This is a genomic window from Lelliottia jeotgali (assembly GCF_016771845.1).
GTDB lineage: Bacteria > Pseudomonadota > Gammaproteobacteria > Enterobacterales > Enterobacteriaceae > Enterobacter > Enterobacter jeotgali.
Genome location: NZ_JAENMQ010000009.1, coordinates 1 through 21,924 on the forward strand (window position 1 = coordinate 1; position 21,924 = coordinate 21,924).

Annotated in this window: 20 protein-coding genes, 1 tRNA gene and 2 rRNA genes; 4 read left to right on the forward strand and 19 right to left on the reverse strand. The window is 51.4% G+C overall.

Annotated features, from left to right (window positions below; translation table 11 throughout):
- Positions 1-3: 3 nt before the first annotated feature.
- The 3 genes from rrf (JBO43_RS15870) to rrf (JBO43_RS15880) all read left to right on the forward strand — a co-directional run bounded on the left by rrf (JBO43_RS15870) (position 4) and on the right by rrf (JBO43_RS15880) (position 366).
- Positions 4-119 (forward strand): 5S ribosomal RNA (gene rrf, locus JBO43_RS15870).
- Between the two features lie 14 nt (positions 120-133).
- Positions 134-209 (forward strand) — tRNA-Thr (locus JBO43_RS15875).
- 41 nt (positions 210-250) lie between these two features.
- Positions 251-366 (forward strand): 5S ribosomal RNA (gene rrf / locus JBO43_RS15880).
- A gap of 99 nt (positions 367-465) precedes the next feature.
- Here the strand turns inward: rrf (JBO43_RS15880) and JBO43_RS15885 are convergent.
- From JBO43_RS15885 to JBO43_RS15915, 7 genes are all read right to left on the reverse strand, one after another.
- Complete coding sequence (locus JBO43_RS15885) at positions 466-1,224, reverse strand: amino acid ABC transporter ATP-binding protein (RefSeq protein WP_202674699.1); 759 nt, start codon at positions 1,222-1,224, stop codon at positions 466-468.
- A 7-nt stretch (positions 1,225-1,231) separates the two neighbouring features.
- Entirely contained in the window at positions 1,232-2,335 is a 1,104-nt protein-coding gene (locus JBO43_RS15890; RefSeq protein WP_103947075.1) for an amino acid ABC transporter permease, read from the reverse strand.
- A 9-nt stretch (positions 2,336-2,344) separates the two neighbouring features.
- Positions 2,345-3,526, reverse strand: coding sequence for an amino acid ABC transporter permease (locus tag JBO43_RS15895; protein ID WP_103948822.1), 1,182 nt, complete (start codon positions 3,524-3,526; stop codon positions 2,345-2,347).
- A gap of 68 nt (positions 3,527-3,594) precedes the next feature.
- Positions 3,595-4,620: an amino acid ABC transporter substrate-binding protein gene (locus JBO43_RS15900; RefSeq protein ID WP_095283646.1), complete on the reverse strand. Its 1,026-nt coding sequence runs from the start codon at positions 4,618-4,620 to the stop codon at positions 3,595-3,597.
- A gap of 478 nt (positions 4,621-5,098) precedes the next feature.
- Entirely contained in the window at positions 5,099-5,320 is a 222-nt protein-coding gene (locus JBO43_RS15905) for a lipoprotein (protein WP_059177272.1), read from the reverse strand.
- Positions 5,321-5,556: 236 nt separating this feature from the next.
- A complete protein-coding gene (locus JBO43_RS15910) occupies positions 5,557-8,667 on the reverse strand; it encodes an efflux RND transporter permease subunit (RefSeq protein ID WP_103948823.1) in 3,111 nt (1,036 codons plus the stop codon).
- Positions 8,668-8,678: 11 nt separating this feature from the next.
- The gene (locus JBO43_RS15915) at positions 8,679-9,818 is read right to left on the reverse strand and encodes an efflux RND transporter periplasmic adaptor subunit (protein WP_095283644.1); all 1,140 of its coding nucleotides are present in this window, start codon (positions 9,816-9,818) and stop codon (positions 8,679-8,681) included.
- A 391-nt stretch (positions 9,819-10,209) separates the two neighbouring features.
- On the opposite strand from JBO43_RS15915, the gene envR reads away from it, so the two are divergent.
- Positions 10,210-10,857 (forward strand): acrEF/envCD operon transcriptional regulator, encoded by a 648-nt coding sequence (gene envR, locus JBO43_RS15920; RefSeq protein WP_103947071.1) that lies wholly within the window; start codon positions 10,210-10,212, stop codon positions 10,855-10,857.
- Here envR and JBO43_RS15925 read toward each other — a convergent pair.
- The 12 genes from JBO43_RS15925 to msrP form a co-directional block, all read right to left on the reverse strand.
- Positions 10,852-12,936, reverse strand: a complete 2,085-nt coding sequence (locus JBO43_RS15925) for a putative bifunctional diguanylate cyclase/phosphodiesterase (RefSeq protein ID WP_202674700.1) — start codon at positions 12,934-12,936, stop codon at positions 10,852-10,854. The genes envR and JBO43_RS15925 overlap by 6 nt on opposite strands.
- Positions 12,937-13,081: 145 nt before the next feature.
- Positions 13,082-13,246: a DUF2556 family protein gene (locus JBO43_RS15930; protein WP_103947069.1), complete on the reverse strand. Its 165-nt coding sequence runs from the start codon at positions 13,244-13,246 to the stop codon at positions 13,082-13,084.
- Positions 13,247-13,426: 180 nt separating this feature from the next.
- On the reverse strand, positions 13,427-13,723 hold the full coding sequence (gene fis / locus JBO43_RS15935) for a DNA-binding transcriptional regulator Fis (RefSeq protein WP_003855228.1): 297 nt from the start codon (positions 13,721-13,723) through the stop codon (positions 13,427-13,429).
- 25 nt (positions 13,724-13,748) lie between these two features.
- Complete coding sequence (dusB, locus tag JBO43_RS15940) at positions 13,749-14,714, reverse strand: tRNA dihydrouridine synthase DusB (protein WP_095283640.1); 966 nt, start codon at positions 14,712-14,714, stop codon at positions 13,749-13,751.
- Between the two features lie 397 nt (positions 14,715-15,111).
- Entirely contained in the window at positions 15,112-15,993 is an 882-nt protein-coding gene (prmA, locus tag JBO43_RS15945; RefSeq protein ID WP_095283639.1) for a 50S ribosomal protein L11 methyltransferase, read from the reverse strand.
- 11 nt (positions 15,994-16,004) lie between these two features.
- Positions 16,005-17,456 (reverse strand): sodium/pantothenate symporter, encoded by a 1,452-nt coding sequence (gene panF, locus JBO43_RS15950; protein ID WP_095283638.1) that lies wholly within the window; start codon positions 17,454-17,456, stop codon positions 16,005-16,007.
- Entirely contained in the window at positions 17,446-17,688 is a 243-nt protein-coding gene (locus JBO43_RS15955) for a YhdT family protein (protein ID WP_103948824.1), read from the reverse strand. The genes panF and JBO43_RS15955 overlap by 11 nt, the downstream gene beginning before the upstream one ends.
- A 68-nt stretch (positions 17,689-17,756) precedes the next feature.
- Entirely contained in the window at positions 17,757-19,106 is a 1,350-nt protein-coding gene (gene accC / locus JBO43_RS15960) for an acetyl-CoA carboxylase biotin carboxylase subunit (RefSeq protein WP_095283636.1), read from the reverse strand.
- A 10-nt stretch (positions 19,107-19,116) separates the two neighbouring features.
- On the reverse strand, positions 19,117-19,584 hold the full coding sequence (accB, locus tag JBO43_RS15965) for an acetyl-CoA carboxylase biotin carboxyl carrier protein (protein ID WP_095283635.1): 468 nt from the start codon (positions 19,582-19,584) through the stop codon (positions 19,117-19,119).
- 21 nt (positions 19,585-19,605) lie between these two features.
- Positions 19,606-20,058 (reverse strand): type II 3-dehydroquinate dehydratase, encoded by a 453-nt coding sequence (aroQ, locus tag JBO43_RS15970; protein WP_095283634.1) that lies wholly within the window; start codon positions 20,056-20,058, stop codon positions 19,606-19,608.
- A 234-nt stretch (positions 20,059-20,292) separates the two neighbouring features.
- Positions 20,293-20,892 (reverse strand): protein-methionine-sulfoxide reductase heme-binding subunit MsrQ, encoded by a 600-nt coding sequence (gene msrQ, locus JBO43_RS15975; protein WP_202674701.1) that lies wholly within the window; start codon positions 20,890-20,892, stop codon positions 20,293-20,295.
- Positions 20,892-21,893 carry a protein-methionine-sulfoxide reductase catalytic subunit MsrP gene (gene msrP, locus JBO43_RS15980; protein ID WP_202674702.1) on the reverse strand — a complete coding sequence of 334 codons (1,002 nt, stop codon included), beginning with the start codon at positions 21,891-21,893 and terminating at the stop codon, positions 20,892-20,894. Before msrP ends, msrQ begins: the two co-directional genes overlap by 1 nt.
- Between the last annotated feature and the right edge of the window lie 31 nt (positions 21,894-21,924).

Sequence of the window (21,924 nt, forward strand, 5' to 3'; positions counted from 1 at the left end):
TTGCCTGGCGGCTTTAGCGCGGTGGTCCCACCTGACCCCATGCCGAACTCAGAAGTGAAACGCCGTAGCGCCGATGGTAGTGTGGGGTCTCCCCATGTGAGAGTAGGGAACTGCCAGGCATCAAATTTAGCGTGCTGATATGGCTCAGTTGGTAGAGCGCACCCTTGGTAAGGGTGAGGTCCCCAGTTCGACTCTGGGTATCAGCACCACTTAATACGTGGTTGAAGTTCGGCAATAGTAAAAGAATTTGTCTGGCGGCTTTAGCGCGGTGGTCCCACCTGACCCCATGCCGAACTCAGAAGTGAAACGCCGTAGCGCCGATGGTAGTGTGGGGTCTCCCCATGTGAGAGTAGGGAACTGCCAGACATCAATTAAGTGAAAAGGCCATCCGAAAGGATGGCCTTTTTGCATTTGTTCCTCTGAAAATTTGCCCAGTAGCAGTACACCACTGAGCAATGAAGACGATTAATGAATCACCTGCGATAAGAATGCGCGTGTACGCTCAGATTTCGGATTAGCAAAGAACTCATCAGGTGGTGCTTGTTCAACAATTTCTCCGCGATCCATAAAGATCACTCTATCTGCAACTGTTCTGGCAAAGCCCATTTCATGCGTAACACAGAGCATAGTCATTCCCGATTGAGCTAAACCAATCATCGTGTCGAGTACTTCTTTAACCATTTCAGGGTCGAGCGCTGAAGTCGGTTCATCAAACAGCATAATTTTAGGTTGCATACACAGTGAGCGGGCAATTGCCACACGCTGTTGCTGCCCGCCCGAAATTTGTCCCGGAAATTTGTTTGCGTGCTCAGCAATACGGACACGTTCCAGGTAATGCATTGCCAGCGCTTCAGCTTCCTTTTTAGGCATCTTCCTGACCCAAATTGGGGCCAGAGTAAGGTTCTGTAACACCGTCAAATGCGGGAATAAATTGAAATGCTGGAACACCATACCGACTTCCTGACGGGCACGTTCGATGTTTCGAATGTCCTCATCCAGCTCTATCCCATCAACGACGATACGTCCTTGCTGATGCTCCTCAAGATGGTTAATACAGCGAATGGTGGTAGATTTTCCTGAACCTGAGGGGCCGCATAAAACAATACGCTCGCCCTGTTTGACCTTCAGGTTGATGTCTTTCAGGACATGAAACTGACCATACCATTTATTCACATTTTCCAGCGTAATCATCGCGTCGGCCGGGGCCATAGTTATTTTGCTCATAAGTTCCTCATTGCGGTGTACGCCCGGTGTTAAAGCGCTTCTCCAGGTGTTGGCTGTAGCGCGACATGCTGAAACAGAAAATCCAGTAAACAAGTGCTGCAAAAACATAACCTTCAGTCGACATGCCGAGCCAGACGGGATCGACTGTGGCCTGTTGTACACTGCTGAAAAGATCAAACAATCCGATAATGATCACCAGACTCGTGTCTTTAAAGAGTGCGATGATGGTGTTCACAAGCCCTGGAATAACCAGCTTCAAGGCTTGGGGTAAGATCACCAGCCCCTGCATTTTCCAGTAACCGAGCGCCAGTGATTCGGCCGCTTCGTACTGACCTTTTGGCAGCGCCTGTAGGCCACCTCTAACCACCTCTGCAACGTAAGCTGACTGGAATAAAACGACGCCCACCAGTGCGCGAATCAGTTTGTCGATTGTTGTGCCTTCTGCCATAAACAGCGGCAGCATGACCGAGGACATGAACAGCACGGTAATCAGCGGTACACCACGCCAGAATTCAATAAAAATAACTGAAAGAGTACGTACTACTGGCATGGCTGATCGACGTCCCAGTGCCAGCAAGATACCCAAAGGTAGCGCCCCGGCGATCCCCACGGAGGCAATGATCAGCGTGAGAGTTAATCCCCCCCATTGGCGAGTTTCGACCCGCTCAAGTCCCAGTATTCCGCCATATAGCAACAACCACACAATCAGCGGATAAATCACTGCCCAACAAGCAATATAGCGTCCACGACGTGGCAGGGTTTTGAAGAACATCGGGGCGATCGACAGCAAACCCGCAATCAGTGCCAGATTGATACGCCAGCGTTGATCATGTGGATACAGACCATACATAAACTGGCCAAAACGCTCATGGATAAACACCCAACAGGCACCCGCTTTGGTACAGTCCGCCCGCGTTGAGCCTACCCAGTTTGCCTGCAAGAAAGCCCAGTTCAGCAGCGGAGGAATCAGCTCCCACATCAACCACAAGCTGACAATTGTCAGCAGACTGTTACTCCAGGAGGAGAACAGATTTTTGCGTGCCCAGGCGATGAAACGCCAGCTTCCGGTGCTGGACGGACGCGAGGGGTGTGACAATACGGCTTTTGTCATCATGGTTCCTTAGCGCTCAACCAGGGCGATGCGACGGTTATAGATATTCATCAGCAATGAAATTGTCAGGCTGATAATCAGGTAGACGGACATGGTGATGGCAATAGTCTCAATCGCTTGTCCGGTCTGGTTAAGTACGGTTCCGGCGAACAGAGAAACCATGTCGGGATAACCAATCGCGGCAGCCAGCGAGGAGTTTTTGACAATATTCAGATACTGGCTGGTCAGCGGCGGGATGATCACACGTAAGGCCTGAGGAATGATCACCTGGCGCAGCGTTACTGGGTTGGGTAATCCGAGTGAACGTGCGGCTTCGTGCTGACCATAAGGAACCGCCTGGATTCCTGAGCGAATAATTTCAGCAATAAAGGCAGAGGTATAAATGGACAGCGCAAGCGTCAGAGCAGCCAGTTCAGGAATAAGGACCATCCCTCCCTGGAAGTTAAAACCTCGCAACTGCGGAATGTCCCAGTGTAAAGCGGCACCGAATACCCAGTGGGCCAGTAGAGGCAAACCAACGATCAGTAATGCCCCGATTGGCCAGGTTCTGCGAAGTTGCCCGGTTTTAATCTGAAGTGAGCGGTTATAACGAAACAGCCCAATCGTAATTGCTACCGCGATAACAAATGCAGCGATAAACGCATACAGACCTTCGCCAGCCAACGGTGAGGGAATATATAAACCCCGGTTGCTCAGGTAAAAGAGATCTAAAGCATCAACGGCCTGTCGTGGTCCGGGCAGATTGCGTAATACGGCGAAATACCAGAAGAAGATCTGCAGTAGCGGGGGGATATTGCGAAACGTCTCGATATAAATTGTCGAGAGTTTACGTAATAGCCAGTTCTCAGAAAGACGCGCAAGCCCGAGAAAAAAGCCCAGCAAGGAGGCAAATACAATGCAGAGAGCAGAGACCAGCAGAGTATTCAGTAAACCGACAAGAAACACCCTGCCGTATGTATCGCCTTCTTGATAATCAATCAAATGCTGCACAATTCCGAATCCGGCACTACGATCCAAAAACGCAAAGCCAGAAGTAATACCGCGATTGCTCAGATTGGTAACAGTGTTATGAATCAAATAAACCGCAACAACAACAACGGCGACGATAGCTATTATCTGGAATAGCCATGCGCGAACCGAGGGATGAGAAAAGGAAAGTTTTCCTTTTACGGCTAAGCGGCGATGGGACATAAAGAAACCTCGGTAACCATGACTCTGGACGGGGCACCGCAAATGCAGTGCCCGTTACAGCTAAATGCTTAACGCACCGGCGGAGCGTACTGAATACCACCGTTATTCCAGAGGTTGTTCTGGCCACGTTTGATCTTCAGCGGGCTTTCCGATCCAACGTTGCGCTCAAAGATCTCTGCATAGTTACCGACATGTTTGATGATGTTATAAGCCCATTTATTATCGAGCTTCAGATCCTTGCCGAAATCACCTTCTTTACCCAGAAGATGCGCCATATCCGGTGTCGTAGGGTTTGCGGCTTTCTCGTCGACGTTTTTAGAATTGATACCCATCTCTTCGGCATTCAGCATGGCGAACAGCGTCCAGCGAACAATGGAGAACCAGTCTTCATCACCACGGCGAACGACCGGGCCGAGAGGCTCTTTGGAGATGACTTCAGGCAGAACAATCCATTCCGCCGGGTTGCTCAGTTTAATTCGCAGGGCATAGAGCTGGGACTGATCGGAGGCCAGCGTATCGCAACGGCCTGACTCCAGGGCTTTTGCTGATTCATCAGAACGGTCGAAAGTCACCGGCGTGTATTTCATGTTGTTGGCTTTGAAATAGTCGGCGACGTTCAGTTCGGTATCGGTTCCCGCCTGAATACAAACGGTTGCTCCGTCGAGTTCTTTCGCGCTCTTCAGCCCCGCTTTGTTGTGGGTCAGGAAGCCGATGCCATCGTAGTAAGTCACACCGGTAAAGGACATCCCCATCCCCGCATCACGTGACGAAGTCCAGGTTGTATTACGAGAAAGCATGTCCACTTCGCCCGATTGCAGCGCGGTAAAACGCTCTTTCGCCGTCAGTGGGGTATATTTTACTTTTGTGTCATCCCCGAAAAGGGCTGCTGCAACGCCACGGCAAACATCGACATCAATGCCAGTGAACTTTCCGTTCGCATCGGCATAAGAGAAGCCCGGTAACCCATCACTAATACCGCATTGGACAAAACCTTTCTTTTTAACGGCATCAAGTGTTGTACCGGCATGAACCTGTCCCGCTACAGCAAACAACATGCCGGCGGCGGCCAGGCTGGCTATCATCGTCTTTTTCATAATGCATCCTGTGTGGCGAAATTTATCGTTATAGAAAGTCGTTTTAAAACGCTTTGACCTGTCTGTGGCGTTGGCCGACGTTTATAAAGCAAACGTAATGCCAATTTTGCGCTCGGCAGAAAAAGGGAGAATTGAACGCATAATGCAGAGTGTAGACAGGGATAAATAAATCGAGCGCCCCGAAATGGTGCGAAATCACAACCTACGCCACAAATCAGAGCAAAAGTTGATAACCCGGAAGCTAATTAAGAGAGGTAGTTTCTGACGTGAATATTGGCAGGATATTAAATGCCATTGAATTGTGAAAAGTATCACGCCTGAAAATGAAATAAACAAATCATCGCAAAAAAGATGTGAGAAGAATCAGACATTAATAAATTAACGCAGAGGGGAATGGGGAGTTTTTTTAACGTATTGAAAAAATACTGCACTGGTTTGAAGCAAAAGCGCGGATTTGCCGCGCTTTTGCAGGAAAACATTATTTAGTTAACGCGACGATACCTAACGTCAAGCCTGCGATAGCCGCAGCACCACCGGCGATTGCCCCTGCAGTCTCCCAGTTATCCTGGGTGGTGCCTTTCATACAGGTATTGGTATGAACCAGACGACCCTGATCGTCATATACCGGCACACACGGAGAGTCGTGCGCACATCCGGCGAGAAGCGCAGCGAGGGTTGCAACGCAAATGAATCTTTTCATGATGTTACCTCAGAATAAAAACTGGCTCGCAATAAAATCGAAAGTGGATTTATCGAGCTGGCGTTTATTTTACCACTACACCCATCTGCACTGACAGGATGAATAATCTCAAAATATGTGGTTTGTAAAAATCGTGGAGGAAATAACTTAGCAGTAAAAATACAATGATAATTCGCGTGCTAATTTTTGAATTAAAGAAAGAAGAAAAGGCGCCGAATGACGCCTTTTGAATTGATTTACTTAGGATTGCGATTAAATCGTCTTCTTACGACCACGAAAAATACAGGGACGAAGAAGATTGCGAGAAGGGTCGCAGACAGCATCCCCCCCATAACGCCTGTCCCTACGGCATTTTGCGCACCGCTCCCTGCACCCTGGCTGATAACCAATGGCAGCACACCGAGGATAAATGCCAGTGATGTCATCAGAATCGGGCGAAGGCGCATACGTGAGGCTTCAAGCGTGGCCTCAATGACTCCTTTCCCTTCTTTTTCCATCAGGTCTTTCGCAAACTCCACAATCAGAATGGCGTTCTTCGCGGAGAGGCCGATGGTGGTGAGAAGCCCTACCTGGAAATAGACATCATTATTCAGCCCACGCAGCGATGCACCAAGTAGGGCACCAATAACGCCCAACGGCACAACCAGCATAACGGAGAACGGAATGGACCAACTCTCGTAAAGCGCTGCCAGGCACAAGAATACGACGATCAGTGAAATAGCGTACAGCGCCGGGGCCTGGTTGCCAGAGAGGCGTTCCTGATAGGACATTCCCGTCCAGTCGAAGCCAATCCCGGAAGGTAGTTTCTGGGCGAGTGACTCCATTAAGACCATCGCTTCGCCGGTACTCTTGCCCGGTGCAGCTTCGCCGAGGATTTCCATGGATGGCATCCCGTTGTAACGCTCAAGTCGCGGCGAGCCTGAAATCCAGCGCGAGGTACTAAACGCAGAGAAAGGCACCATTTCACCGTTTGCACTGCGTACGTAGAGGTTATTGATATCACCTGGCAACATACGGAACTGTGCGTCGGCCTGTGCGTACACTTTTTTCACACGACCATGATCGATAAAGTCATTTACGTATGTACCGCCGAGTGCGGTAGAGACGGTCTGGTTGATATCCGACACGCTGACACCCAGAGCCTGGGCTTTCTCCTGATCAACATCCAGTTTGAACTGCGGCGTATCCTCCAGTCCGTTTGGACGCACACGTTCCAGCAGTTCCGGGTGCTCTTTAACCATACCCAGCAGTTGGTTACGTGCTTTTGTCAGTTCAGTATGACCCAGGTTAGCCTGGTCGATAAGCTCAAAGTCAAACCCTGTCGCCGTACCCAGTTCGATAATCGCGGGCAAGTTGAAGGGGAAAATCATCCCATCTTTAATCTGGCTGAAAGCTTTGGTTGCGCGGCTAACAATGGCTCCCACGCCGTTTTCAGCTCCAGGACGCTCATCCCACGGTTTGAGGCTTACAAAGGCGATACCGGAGTTTTGCCCCTGACCGCTAAAGCTAAACCCGTTAACCGTAAAGACTGATTCTACGTTGGCCGCTTCCTTGGTTTGATAATACTGTTGTACCTGATCCAGTATCTGCTGTGTACGCGTTTGCGTGGCACCAGCTGGCAACTGGACCATGGTCATAAATACGCCCTGATCCTCATCCGGAAGGAAGGAGGTCGGAAGGCGCAAAAACAATACAGCCATTCCACCCACAATCAGTACATACACCACCAGATAACGTCCGGTTTTGCGTAAAATCCCACTCACGCTATTGCTGTAATGCTCCACGCTCTTATCAAAGAGGTTGTTGAACCAACCAAAGAAACCGCCTTTTGCATGATGTTCTTCTGACGGCGGTTTGAGCAGCGTGGCGCAGAGTGCGGGTGTCAGAATCAGTGCGACCAAAACAGAAAGCGCCATTGCCGAGACAATAGTCAGCGAGAATTGGCGGTAGATTGCACCCGTAGAGCCGCCAAAAAAGGCCATCGGGACAAACACCGCAGAAAGCACCATTGCGATACCGACCAGCGCCCCCTGGATTTGCTCCATGGATTTCTGTGTCGCCTCTTTTGGCGGTAGTTTGTCTTCCACCATGACGCGTTCGACGTTCTCAACGACCACAATAGCATCGTCAACCAGCAAGCCTATCGCCAGCACCATCCCAAACATCGTCAGCGTGTTGATTGAAAACCCGAATGCTCCAAGAACGGCAAAAGTCCCTAATAACACGACGGGTACAGCGATCGTGGGGATCAGCGTGGCGCGCAGATTTTGCAGGAACAGATACATGACGAGGAAGACCAGAATGATCGCCTCAAACAACGTTTTGACCACTTCATGAATGGATATCTTCACGAATGGCGTGGTGTCGTACGGATAAACGACTTTCAGTCCTTGTGGGAAGAAGGCCTGTAATTCTGCCAGTTTTGATTTAATCGCAGCGGCGGTGTCCAGCGCGTTTGCGCCCGTCGCCAGCTTGATGCCCAGACCGGTGGCTGCCTGGCCGTTGATCTTCGTGACCATATTGTAGTTTTCACCGCCCAACTCAATACGGGCCACATCTTTCAGATGCACCATCGAGCCGTCCTGATTCACCTTCAGTGTGATCTTGCTGAACTCTTCCGGTGTTTTCAGGCGTGTTTGAGCGATGATCGAGGCGTTCAACTGCTGACCTGGTACCGAAGGCGTACCGCCCAGTTGCCCGGCCGCAATCTGGTTGTTTTGGGTTTTAAGCTGATTGATGACATCCAGCGGCGTCAGCTGATACTTATTCAGGGCGTTGCTGTCGAGCCAGATGCGCATCGCATACTGTGCGCCAAACAGCTGCACATCGCCCACGCCAGAGGTACGACTGATCGCGTCTTTCACGTTGGATGCGACATAATCGGAGATATCATCCTGCGTCAGACTTTTGTTATCTGAAACAAAACCCGCAACCAGAAGGAAGCTGCTGCTGGATTTCTCCACACCGATCCCTTGCTGCTGAACTTCCTGTGGCAGCAATGGCATCGCCAGCTGGAGTTTATTCTGAACCTGTACCTGCGCGATATCAGGATCGGTACCCGACTGGAAGGTCAGAGTGATGGTCACGTTACCGGCAGAATCGCTGGTGGAGGACATGTACATCAGATTATCGATACCGTTCATGTTCTGTTCGATAACCTGTGTAACGGTATCTTGCACCGTTTGCGCATCCGCGCCTGGGTAAACGGCCGTAACGGCAACAGCAGGCGGAGCGATGGTGGGATACTGCGCCACCGGCAGCTTGAGAATTGCCAGTCCGCCCGCAATCATCAGAATGATGGCAAGCACCCAGGCGAAAATCGGCCTTTGAATAAAAAAGTTAGCCATTGATTAATCCCTTAACTGGCTTTAGCGGCGGCGGAATCAGGCGTGGCGACCACAGTGGCGCCGGGATGTGCCTTTTGCAGACCGCTGACGATAACGCGATCACCTTCTTTTAAACCGTCAGTGATCAGCCAGCGATCGCCAATGGCCTGAGGTGCTACAACGCTACGCATTTCAACCTGCTCTTTTGCATTCACCACCAGAACAGTGGCATCCCCGCGTGGTGTACGGGTCACGCCCTGCTGTGGAACCAGAATGGCATTTGGCTGCACACCTTCATCAATGCGAGCACGTACAAACATCCCCGGCAACAGCATATGCTGCGGGTTTGGGAAGACGGCGCGAAGGGTAATGGAACCTGTGCTCTCATCAACGGTGACATCAGAGAATTGCAACGTCCCTTTTTGCGGGTAGGGCTGACCATTTTCCATCAGCAGTTGAACGCTACTGGTGCCATCGCCTTTTTGCAGGCTGGACTGTTTCAGCTGCATAAAATCATTGCTCGACTGCGTTACATCCACATAGATCGGATCAAGTTGCTGCACGGTTGCCAATGCCGAGGATTGACCGTTGGTCACCAGCGCTCCTTCGGTGACGCTGGATTTACCGATTCGCCCATTGATCGGTGATGACACTTTGGTATAGGCGAGATTGATACGTGCGGTCTCGACGCCAGCCTGAGCGGCAATGACGCTCGCATCAGCCTGCCTGGCGTCTGCCACTGCCTGGTCGTATTCTTGTCGGCTGACATATTGTGTGCCAACCAATGGGACATAGCGTTTCACGGTTAAATGAGCGATGTTCGCCGCTGCTTCGGCTTTCCCCAGGTCGCCTTTCGCGCTGTCATAGGCAGCCTGATAGGTCGCAGGATCGATCTGGTAAAGCGAATCGCCAGCTTTAACGTCACTGCCTTCGATAAAGTTACGGCGTAAAACAATGCCATTTACCTGCGGGCGAACTTCAGCCACGCGAAAAGCATCCGTGCGCCCCGGAAGCTCTGTTGTCACCGCCAGCGGAGCACTTTTCACGACATAAACAGTTACCTGAGGTGCCTGTGTGCTGTGTTGCGAGTTATCAGAACCATCACAGCCAGCAAGCAGTGCGGAGCAGACAATAAAACCGGATAAGGGTAAAAGCCTGAAGTGTTTCGTCATTACTGTTCCTTTAAAAAACAATAAACTGATATTTGCCGTGAAGTCGTGAATGAATGTCGCGGGGCAAAGAGTCAGAAATCCAGCGCACATCATAATGAGGTGTGTTGCGGTTGTTTAATTTATAAGTGCGGCGCACGTTTAATTAAGATAAAAACCAGAGCCCGGCATGACGAATCAACGATATAGTGATGAGGAAAAACGCACTGATTTAAATATTATCCAGGGTTACTTATATGTTTCGTGAATTAAATTAGTCTGATTTATTCGTGGTAATTATTGATTCGGTTAATTGACTTTTTTTGTTCAGAATAACCTTTCCTTTTAGGGAATACTCCCACGACTGCGTGTTTTCATTCACGTAGAGAATCGTTCTGGTGACGGGTGAGAATCTATGGCGCGTAAAACAAAAGAAGATGCACAAAAAACACGACAGCAGCTGATAGAAGCCGCCATTGTCGAGTTCTCGACGCGCGGCGTGGCAAGCACTACGCTGACGGATATCGCTGAGGCAGCCGGTGTTACGCGCGGGGCGATTTACTGGCACTTTTCCAGCAAGTCGGAAATCTTTAATGCTATCTGGGATCAGCAACTGCCGTTATGCGACTTAATTTTTGACCAGCTTTCACTGACGAATAATGATGATCCGCTGTGTGTTCTTCGAGAACGGTTTATCGCGGCGTTGCAATATATTTCTCGAACTCCCCGGCAGCGAGCACTTTTACAAATTCTGTATCACAAATGTGAATTTAATAACGAAATGACATCAGAGTGCGAAATTAGACGAAGAATTGGTTTTAATTATGACAATGTCCGTATGCTGCTGGAAAAAGGGCTGGCGTGGGGAATCATTTCTCCACAAATGAATATTGATCTTACGTTGATTGTTTTCCACGGCTTCTTTAGTGGATTAATCAAAAACTGGTTAATGAACAGTGAGAATTATAACCTCTATCAGCAAGCCCCCGCGCTGGTGGATAATATCCTGGCGACGCTAAATATTACACGCGTACCGCCAGTGACTTATCCTGTTGCCTCATGATGGTAGGTGGTATTTTATCTCATCAACATTATTGCACAGCTCTTCGACGGTTTGTGGTGTTACAGGCTTGCCTAACAAATACCCCTGAAGCGTATTACAGCCAAGTTCAGTGAGGAATTGCTGCTGAGCTTCCGTTTCTACGCCTTCTGCGACCACTTTCAGGTTCAGCGTTTTCGCCAGGGCTACAATCGCCGAGACGATAGTGGCATCATCACTTTTCCCGCTCAGATCTTTCACAAACGCACGATCGATTTTCAGCTCGCAGGCGGGCAACTGCTTCAGATACAGCAGGCTGGAATAGCCTGTACCAAAATCGTCAATTGAGGCTTTCACACCGGCATTCGTTAGCGCCGTTAAGATCCTGACACTTTCCTCTGGGTTGTGCATCGCGGTGGTTTCTGTCACTTCCAGAATCAAAGATTCAGGCGGAACGCGATGAAGCGCCAGACAGTCAAGGACAGTATTGACCAGCGTGGGTTGCTCAAACTGAAGCGTGGACAAATTCACCGCCATCGACCAATCTTTGTGACCCTGAAGATGCCACTCGCGGAGCTGGCGGCAGGCTTCGTTTATCACCCAGTTACCCATCGGGATAATCAGCCCGGTTTTCTCTGCCAGTTGCAGGAATACATCAGGAGACAGCAGTCCTTGTTTCGGATGCTCCCAGCGCAGCAAAGCCTCAAAGCCCAATATTGGGCCAGCAGGTGCATGGAATTTCGGCTGATAGTGCAGGCGCAGTTCATCGCGATCGATGGCCAGCCACAGATCGTTCATCAGTTGTAAATGGGTTTGCGCCAGCGTGTTCATCGACGGCTGGAAGAAGTGGTAGCCGTTACGGCCCATGTGCTTAGTGTGATACATCGCCGCGTCGGCGTTAAACATCATTTCGCGATCGGTTTTACCGTCGTGCGGATAAAGGGCAATACCGATACTGATAGTGACGACCAGCTCGTAAGGCTCGACGTTGAAAGGGCTGTCGATGGTACGGACCAGCGCGCTGGCAAGCGAGGCTGCATCATCCGGTCCGCCAACTTCCGCCAGCAGGACGAATTCATCACCGCCGATGCGGGCGAGGGTATACTGGCCTTTCAGCGGCAGCAGAAGCCGCTCGGTGACAGCGATCAAAAGTTTATCGCCAGTATCATGGCCATACGCATCGTTCACCGCTTTGAATCCATCGAGATCCATAAACATCAGCGCGAAGTGTGTGCCTTCACGATCAGCCTTGCTGATTGCCTGATCGAGCCGATCTTCCAGAAGGACGCGATTGGGTAAGCGCGTTAGAGTATCGTGAAGCGCCAGCTGGGCAAGTTCTCGGTTAGCTTCAGCAAGGGATGAGGCCAGCAGAGCGGTTCGGGCCTGGAGCCTGGCATCCAGCATGGAAACCAGTAAAGTGATGCCGAGAATAGAGAGGGCCACTACGCTCACCAGCACCGCCAGCCAGCTGCCGTTAATACCGTGATGGTGTATTAATGTAGATGGCGGGAATTGCGCCGCTTTCATGCCTGCATAATGCATACCCGCAATTGCGATACCCATCGTCACGGCCGCGCCTAGTCGCATCACCGCAACTTGTGCCGCTTCGTGACGCAAACGAAACGTGAGCCACAACGCCGCAAGTGAAGCGGCCAGCGCAATGACAACAGAGATAGCGACCCAGAGGTTGTCCCAGATAATGCCTGGCGTCACTTCCAGTGCAGCCATGCCGGTGTAATGCATGGCGACAATGCCTGCCCCCATAACTAATGCGCCGGGCAGTAAGCGTCGTAATCGCAGTTGTTCTCCGCTGACCAGCCAAAGCGCAAACATCGAAGAACCGATCGCGATGAACATCGAGAGCACCGTCATCACTGGGCTATAGCTCATGCTCATGGAGAGCTCCATCGCCAGCATGCCGATGAAATGCATTGCCCACACGCCGATCCCCATCGCCACGCCGCCACCCGCTAGCCAGACGCGTGCAGCGACGCCCTGACTTCCCGCGACGCGCGCGGCCATATTGAGTGCGGTATAGGCTGCGAGGATGGCAACAACAAAGGAGACAGCAACGAGGATTGGGTTGTATTGGCTAACCAGCATGGTGGGCTTAACTCATTCTCAGTGAGACGTTATGCAATAGCGCCTGAAAAGGGCAGTGACATTATCATCGTATCGGAATGGCGAAAAGGCTTTTAAATCCCCGTTTTTAATGGGTGATAAGCTCTTTATTGCTGATGTTCGCTGCTTAATCGAGGTCTGAACAATTCACCAGTTTGAGCGGGTTCACCGAATTCATATTGCGACACTGATCGGTTTCGGTGCTCAGTAACTCAATCCACTGGATCAGCAGTGCATCAAAGATGAAAACCGTGACAGCAAATACAACCAGCCACCAGTATTTACGAATCATTGTGTCGTTCCGGTCAGAAAGAGGTCCAGTGAGGTGGTGGAAATATACATGAAAAGCAGGCGTTTAAAAGCGGGAGAAGACAGGGTTTACAAACTCTTGACGTTCAGATTTCAGACAATAAAAAAGGCGCGTCCCCATGCCGAGTAGCGCCTTTTTAAACAAGCAGTTAGCTAATCGAAATTAGTTCATGCCGTATTTTTTCAGCTTCTTACGAAGAGTACCACGGTTGATACCCATCATCAGGGCAGCGCGGGTTTGGTTACCGCGGGTGTATTGCATCACCATGTCCAACAGTGGCTGTTCAACTTCAGCCAATACCAGCTCATACAGATCACTAACATCTTGACCATTCAGTTGAGCAAAATAGTTCTTCAGTGCCTGTTTTACCGAGTCACGGAGGGGTTTTTGAGTTACCTGATCCTGAGAGTTAACGGTAGAAACGGTCAGTACGTCAGAATTTACGCGTTGTTCGAACATAGTTCTGTCAGCTCTTTATTTCTGTTTACGCAAAATTTTCGAAGTATGCCTCCAACGCCTCCAGCTGTACGCTGGCATCCTCTATGGCGTTGAATGTGCGCCGAAACTGGTCATTTGGAGCGTGCTCCTGGAGATACCAGGAAACGTGTTTACGCGCAATTCGGTACCCTTTTGCCTGACCATAAAAGTCATGCAGTTCCCGAATATGCGAACAAAGCAAGCGCTTAACCTCTGCCAGAGGCAGGGGAGCAAGCAACTCTCCAGTGTCCAGATAATGCTGGATTTCCCGAAAGATCCAGGGTCTTCCCTGAGCCGCACGTCCTATCATCAGAGCATCTGCCCCTGTATAGTCGAGCACAGCCCTGGCTTTTAGCGGGTCAGTTATGTCGCCATTCGCGATAATCGGAATGGAAACTTTCTGCTTAACTGCCCGAATGCTGTCGTATTCCGCATTGCCGTTGAACAAACAGGCGCGAGTGCGTCCATGAATGGTCAGGGCCTGGATACCACAGTCTTCGGCCAGTTGGGCAATTTCTACACAGTTACGGTGTTCCGGCGCCCAACCAGTGCGAATCTTTAACGTAACGGGAACGTCCACTGCGTTAACCACCACCGACAAAATCGACTTCACCTGATCGGGGTATTGCAACAGGGCTGAACCTGCAAGCTTGCGATTCACCTTTTTTGCCGGGCAACCCATATTGATATCAATAATTTGGGCGCCACTTTCAACGTTAATACGCGCGGCTTCCGCCATTTCTTCAGGATCACTTCCGGCAATTTGCACGGTGCGAATACCTGGCTCATCAATATGCACCATCCGAAGACGGGACTTGTCGCTTTCCCAAACCTGCGGGTTAGACGACATCATCTCGGAAACGGTTAATCCTGCTCCCATCTCGTAGCACAGCGTCCTGAACGGCCGGTCGGTAATACCTGCCATAGGTGCTGCGATCAGTCGATTTCTGAGCTGGTAGTGTCCGATGCGCATGAGTTAAGAAATGACCATACTGTGACTGCAAGGCGGCGTATATTACGCATTTTTTGCACGAGATGAAAGGCCAAACTTTGAACAATCCGCTATTACAGATCAATGAATTGCTGTTCAGCACCTACTGGGAAAATTATTAACTATTTAAATCATTGCCTTAAATGATTGTGACTATTTTATCACCGCTTACAAATTCCCGTAACTTCTCATCATTTCTGCATAAATGAATCACTTATTCGGGATAATCTGCTGTTTTAAGCAGCAGATTGTCGGCCTTCTTTGCGATCGGCGTCTCATTTTAGAACATGATCATGATGAATAAGATGGACGTATTCTGAGCAATTTTAGGGAAACGAAGCAGGCGTGGTCATCGAAAGACCACGCCATAAACACCAACTTACTTTTTACGACCGGTGATGCGGCACCACTCTTCTTTCTCGATGACCGGATCGAGAGCGAAGAGATCGGCGTACGCTTCGCACACGCTCTCAGCCTGGCTGGCAAGAATCCCCGACAGGCCCAGCAGACCGCCCTCAACGGGCAGCACGCTGATTAATGGTGCCAGTTCGCGTAACGGGCCAGCAAGAATGTTAGCAACCACCACATCGGCTTTCATGACCTCTGGCTGGCCATCCGGTAAATACAGCTCAAGGCGATCGGAAACGCCGTTGCGCTGCGCATTATCGCGACTGGCCTGGATCGCCTGCGGATCGATATCGATCCCGATGGCTTTCGCAGCACCCAGTTTCAGGGCCGCAATCGCCAGGATCCCGGAACCGCAGCCGAAGTCGATCACGGTTTTGCCTTCCAGATCCAGCCCGTCAAGCCACTGCAGGCACAGAGAGGTTGTCGGGTGGGTACCTGTACCGAACGCCAGGCCCGGATCCAGCATCACGTTCACGGCGTTAGCGTCCGGCACATCGCGCCAGCTTGGGCAGATCCACAGACGTTTACCGAATTGCATTGGATGGAAGTTATCCATCCACTCGCGTTCCCAGTCTTTATCTTCCAGTTGCTCAATCTTATGCACAAAGCCAACGCCCAGCAGCGGATGATTCTCAAGGATCGCCACCACTTCTTTCATGTCGGTTTCGGCATCGAACAGGCCGATGACATCAGTATCACCCCACAGACGGGTTTCGCCTGGCAGCGGCTCAAACACCGGTGTGTCATGCGTATCCTGGAAAGTAATGGAAACTGAACCCGCTTCCATTAACGCGTCACTCAGTTCTTCGGCATTTGCACCGGTTGTGTTCAGTTTTAATTGGATCCACGGCATGGCAAAACTCTTTATTTATCAGTAGAAATCACGGCTGCCTGTGGGACGGGTTGACCGAAACGGTTCCCCACCACAAACGCCAGCAAACTTAGCAGTAACGAAGGCACAATCGGATGGAAGCCCAGATACTGAATTTTAAACGTGGCGAGCACTGCATACAGTACGCCACCGACAATCATTCCGCTGAGCGCACCCGCAGCATTAGCGCGTTCCCAGTACAGGCCCAGCACCAGCGGCCACAGGAACACCGCTTCCAGCCCGCCGAACGCCAGCAGGTTGAGCCAGATGATCATCTCCGGTGGGCGCCACGCGGCCAGCATCATCAGAATGCCAAGCACCAGCGTTGTCCATGTCGAAATGCGCTTCAGGCGGTGCTCATTGTGTATTTTAGCCGGAGTCGCGCTGAGCCACAGATCTTTAATGATGGTGGCCGATGCCTGCAACAAGTGCGCATTGACGTTGGACATGATCGCCGCCATCGGCGCGGCCAGGAAAAGCCCGGCGGCCCACGGCGGTAGCACCTGCACCATTAACGTCGGGATCACCTGATCAGGCACGGTCAGATGCGGCAAAATGGCGCGACCCAGTGCGCCCGCGAGATGCATTCCCAGCATCAACAGAGACACTACGATCGTACCGATGATTATCCCACGGTGAACGGCTTTGCTGTCTTTATAGGAGATACAGCGCACCGCCGTATGGGGCAGGCCGATGACACCAAAACAAACCAGAACCCAGAATGAGGTCATAAAAGCTGGGGTGAGAATATCGTCGGCACCGTGCGGACTCACCAGTTTCGGGTCAATCTGCTCGAGGGTTTCCACCGCGTTATGCAGGCCGCCCGCCGCGTAAATTACGCCGACCAGCAGCACCAGGGTGCCAATCAGCATCACCATGCCCTGCATCGTGTCGTTGAGTACGCTGGCACGGAAACCGCCAAATGCGGTGTATAGCGCGATGGTAATACCGAAGATCAACAGCCCATTTTCGTATTTGATACCCGCCGCCGTTTCCAGCAAACGCGCGCCGCCGATGAACTGCACGGCAATCGCGCCGACGAAGGCAACCAGCAGGCTGACGCTGGCAATCCACACCACCGCGCGGTTCTGATAGCGGGCCTGCAACATGTCATTCAGGGTAATCGCGTTATAGCGTCTGGCGAGAATGGCGAATTTCTTGCCCAAAATACCGAGCGACAGCCAGATCGTCGGGACCTGAATCATCGCCAGCAGCACCCAGCCGAGCCCGTATTTATACGCCGCACCTGGCCCGCCAATAAAAGAGCTGGCGCTGACATAGGTGGCGGTCAGCGTCATCGCCAGTACAAATCCGCCCATCGAACGACTTCCCAGGAAATATTCACTGAGAAACGAGCCGGTGCTGCGCTTGCGCATGGCGTAAGCCGAGAGGCCAAAGACAACAAAGAGATAGATAATCAGAACGGCGATGATTTCAGTTTGCATCGCTATCCTCCAGAGAGATATCGCGGAAGATAAAACGCACCATCAGCCAGCACAGCAGCGTAAAGACCAAAGGCATCAGCAGACAGGCCATTTCAAACCAGTGCGGCAGGCCGGTGAATCCGGGGGCCGAATCAGGTAAGTAAGCGGTTACTAACCATGCGGCGAGATAGAGAAGGGTCAGCCACAGCGCCCAGCGCGCTTCTTTATGGGCTTGAACAAAACGCTTGTCCATTTTAAGTCCCTTGTGGATGAATAAATAAAAAAGGCCGGAATCTCCGGCCTTTTAACGCTAATGCGGTCTTACTTTTCGTGAAGGCCGAGTTTCTTCTCAAGATAGTGGATGTTAGTCCCACCATTCTGGAAGTTCTCATCGTTCATGATACGAACCTGCAGATCCACGTTGGTTTTAATACCATCGATGATCAGCTCCTGCAGGGCGTTCTTCATGCGGGCAATCGCCACATCACGGTTCTCGCCGTAGCAGATAAGCTTACCGATCATTGAGTCATAGTACGGTGGCACAGTGTAGCCAGCGTAGATATGAGATTCCCAACGCACACCAAAGCCACCCGGCGCGTGGAAACGCGTGATTTTACCCGGGCTCGGCAGGAAGGTGTTCGGGTCTTCGGCGTTAATACGGCACTCGACCGCATGACCTTTCACCACAACTTCTTCCTGCTTGATGGACAGCGGTTGACCCGCCGCGATACGCAGCTGTTCTTTGATCAAGTCAACGCCGGTAATCATTTCAGTCACCGGGTGTTCAACCTGAATACGGGTGTTCATCTCAATGAAGTAGAACTCGCCGTTTTCGAACAGGAATTCGAACGTACCAGCACCGCGATAGCCGATATCGACGCACGCTTTGGAGCAACGCTCGCCGATGTAGCGACGCAGTTCCGGGGTAATGCCCGGTGCTGGTGCTTCTTCGACCACTTTCTGGTGACGACGCTGCATGGAGCAGTCACGTTCAGCCAGATAGATAGCGTTACCCTGACCGTCAGCCAGCACCTGAATTTCGATGTGGCGTGGGTTTTCCAGGTATTTTTCCATGTATACCATGTCATTGCTGAAAGCGGCTTTCGCTTCAGCTTTGGTCATGGAGATGGATTGCGCCAGGTCTGCATCGCTACGTACAACGCGCATACCACGACCGCCGCCGCCGCCGGACGCTTTGATGATAACCGGGTAGCCAATGCGTTTAGCATGAGCGCGGTTTGCATCCATATCGTCGCCCAGAGGGCCGTCAGAACCTGGTACGGTCGGAACGCCTGCTTTTTTCATCGCGGTGATTGCGGACACTTTATCGCCCATCAGGCGGATAGTGTCAGCTTTCGGGCCGATGAAGATAAAGCCAGAGCGCTCAACCTGCTCAGCAAAATTGGCGTTCTCAGAGAGGAAGCCATAACCCGGATGGATTGCCACCGCGCCGGTGATTTCAGCGGCGCTGATGATAGCCGGGATATTCAGATAACTTTTTACGGACGGAGCCGGGCCAATACAGACCGTCTCATCCGCCAGTAATACGTGTTTTAAATCGCGATCCGCGCTTGAGTGCACAGCGACAGTCTTAATGCCCAGTTCTTTACAGGCACGAAGGATTCGCAGTGCGATCTCGCCACGGTTGGCGATGACAATTTTATCCAGCATGTTCGCCTCGTTACTCGATGACGACCAGCGGCTCGTCAAATTCTACCGGCTGACCACTTTCGACCAGAATCGCTTTAACAATGCCTGACTTGTCAGCTTCGATCTGGTTCATCATTTTCATGGCTTCAACGATACACAGGGTATCGCCTGCATTGACTTTCTGACCCACTTCGCAGAACGCTTTAGCGTCCGGGCTTGGCGTGCGGTAGAAAGTACCAACCATCGGGGAACGTACGATGTGACCACTGATTTCTGCGGCTGCTGCAGCCGGCGCTTCTGCGGCCGGAGCGACTGCGTTAGACAGAGCAGGCTGCTGCTGCATCACAGGTGCAGCATAAGCCTGCTGCATGACCGGGAAGCTAGCGGCTGGCGCTGCACGGCTGATGCGTACAGACTCTTCGCCTTCAGAAATTTCCAGTTCGGAGATGCCTGATTCTTCAACCAGCTCGATCAGTTTTTTAATCTTACGAATATCCATGAGTGGGTTCCGTACTCTTGTTTAGTGTGATTGTGACAGGCGTTTTACCGCTGTCTGTAAAGCGTATGAATAACCGTCAGCACCCAGTCCGCAGATAACGCCGGCGGCGATATCCGACAGATACGAATGGTGGCGGAACGGCTCTCGTGCATGCACATTGCTCAGGTGGATCTCGATAAACGGGATGCTCACCGCAAGCAGTGCGTCGCGGATAGCAACACTGGTGTGCGTAAACGCGGCCGGATTAATCAGGATATAGTCCACAGTGTCTTTAGCCTGATGAATACGGTCGATGAGTGCGTACTCCGCATTTGACTGAAAATGGTCAAGACTCACGTCAAGCGCCGCTGCTTCCGTACTAAGACGGTTAACAATTTCGCTTAAGGTCAGCGTGCCGTACTTCTCGGGTTCGCGGGTTCCGAGCATATTCAGGTTCGGTCCGTTCAAAACTAAGATGTGCAACTTTCCAGTCATTGTGCCGCTATCTCCTGCGATTCTCGGGTAAAAAACAAAATATACCTTCGATGCGCAATTGTCACCTTTTCAGGGAGTGAAAATCCCCTTCAGGAAAACCAAGGTCGCACATTATAACGATTTCGTAGCATTTAGCAGCTAAATACTGGTCTTATCAGGGAAGATTATCAACCGCAATTGGAAAAAGATTCGCGGTTGATAAGTAATCTGCGGGAATACGCACAGTTTCGCGAACTATCGCCACCACTGGCGGAACTTCTTGTAACGCCATGCCAAAAGCCCTAAAGCAAGCACAGCGTAGATGATGGGCTGAGGGGATAAAATCTTCACTGACCACAGATAATGTATCGGCGCCAGGATCGCCACAAGATAGACGAAGTTATGCAAAAGTTGCCAGCGGCGGCCCAATTTTCGCTGGGCAAACTGCGTCGATGTCAGCGTCAGCGCCAGTAAAATCACCCAACTGATAATCCCTAGCGTCAGATACGGACGCGATACCAGTTCGCTGCCAAGTAGCGCCAGATTGTTAATCCCCAGCTCCAGCAACGTATAGCTGGTGAGATGTATCGTCGCCCAGGCAAAGCACCATAAACCTAAAAGGCGGCGGGTGCGTATCAATAATGGCTGTTTAGCGTAGCGTGCGAGGGGCGAAATCAGCAAGGAGGCCAGTAAAAATTTCAGAGCCATCCTACCGGTAAAGTGTTGAATATCTTTGGCCGGGTCGGCGCTGAAATAGCCCTGACTGGCAGCCCAGAATAGCCATATAAAAGGAAGCAACCCGGCCAGGTGCAATAGCACTTTGAGCCAGATTACCTGTTTAGCAGTTAAGCGCACTAAAAATTCTCCCGCAAATTGAGCCCGCGATAGAGCGAGGCGACTTCATCGGCGTAGCCGTTAAACAGCAACGTCGGCTGGCGTTTAACGTCCAGCGCACCGCCAGAACCGATAAAGCGCTCGGTGGCCTGGGACCAGCGCGGATGATCCACATGCGGGTTCACGTTCGCAAAGAAACCATATTCATTCGGCGCGGCGAGATTCCAGGTGGTCGGCGGGCGCTCTTTGGTCAGCTTAATGCTGACGATCGATTTGATGCCTTTAAAACCATATTTCCACGGCACAGTTAAGCGGATGGGCGCACCGTTTTGCGGTGGTAAGGCTTTTCCGTAAACGCCAACGGTCAGCAGCGTCAGCGGATGCATCGCCTCATCGAGCCGCAATCCTTCGACATAAGGATATTCCAGCCCGCCGCCGATAAACCGGTCTTTCTGCCCTGGCATTTGCTCCGGTGAGTAAAGCGTCTGGAAGGAGACATATTTAGCATCGCTGGTGGGTTCGGCCATTGCCAGCAGCTTGTGCAGTGGGAAACCGATCCACGGTACTACCATCGACCACGCCTCGACGCAGCGCATCCGGTAAATACGCTCTTCAAGCGGGAAACGGGTAGTGAGATCGTGATAATCAAAGGTGAGCGGTTTGGCGACTTCACCCTCAATTTTTAAGGTCCAGGGATCGGTTTTCATGCTGCCCGCGTTCGCGGCGGGATCGGCTTTATTAAGACCAAACTCATAGAAATTGTTATAGCCCGTGACTTTATCTTCCGGCGTCAGCGGCAGTTTATTTTGCCATTGAGCGGGTTTGGTAAAGGTTAGCGGCTGGCCTGAGGGCGCTTTCGGACGATCGTTGCCTTTAAACCAGTCGAGCAGGTCGGCATGGGCAGTTGGAGAAAGTGAAAGGGCGGTGGCGCTAATGCCAAGCATCTTCAGGATCTGGCGGCGCTGTAACATAAAGACAGATTCGGCCGTAACATCGGCTTCCGTCAGTTTTCTGGTTTTCATGGCATCCTCCGTCATGCATTTTTCTAAGCAT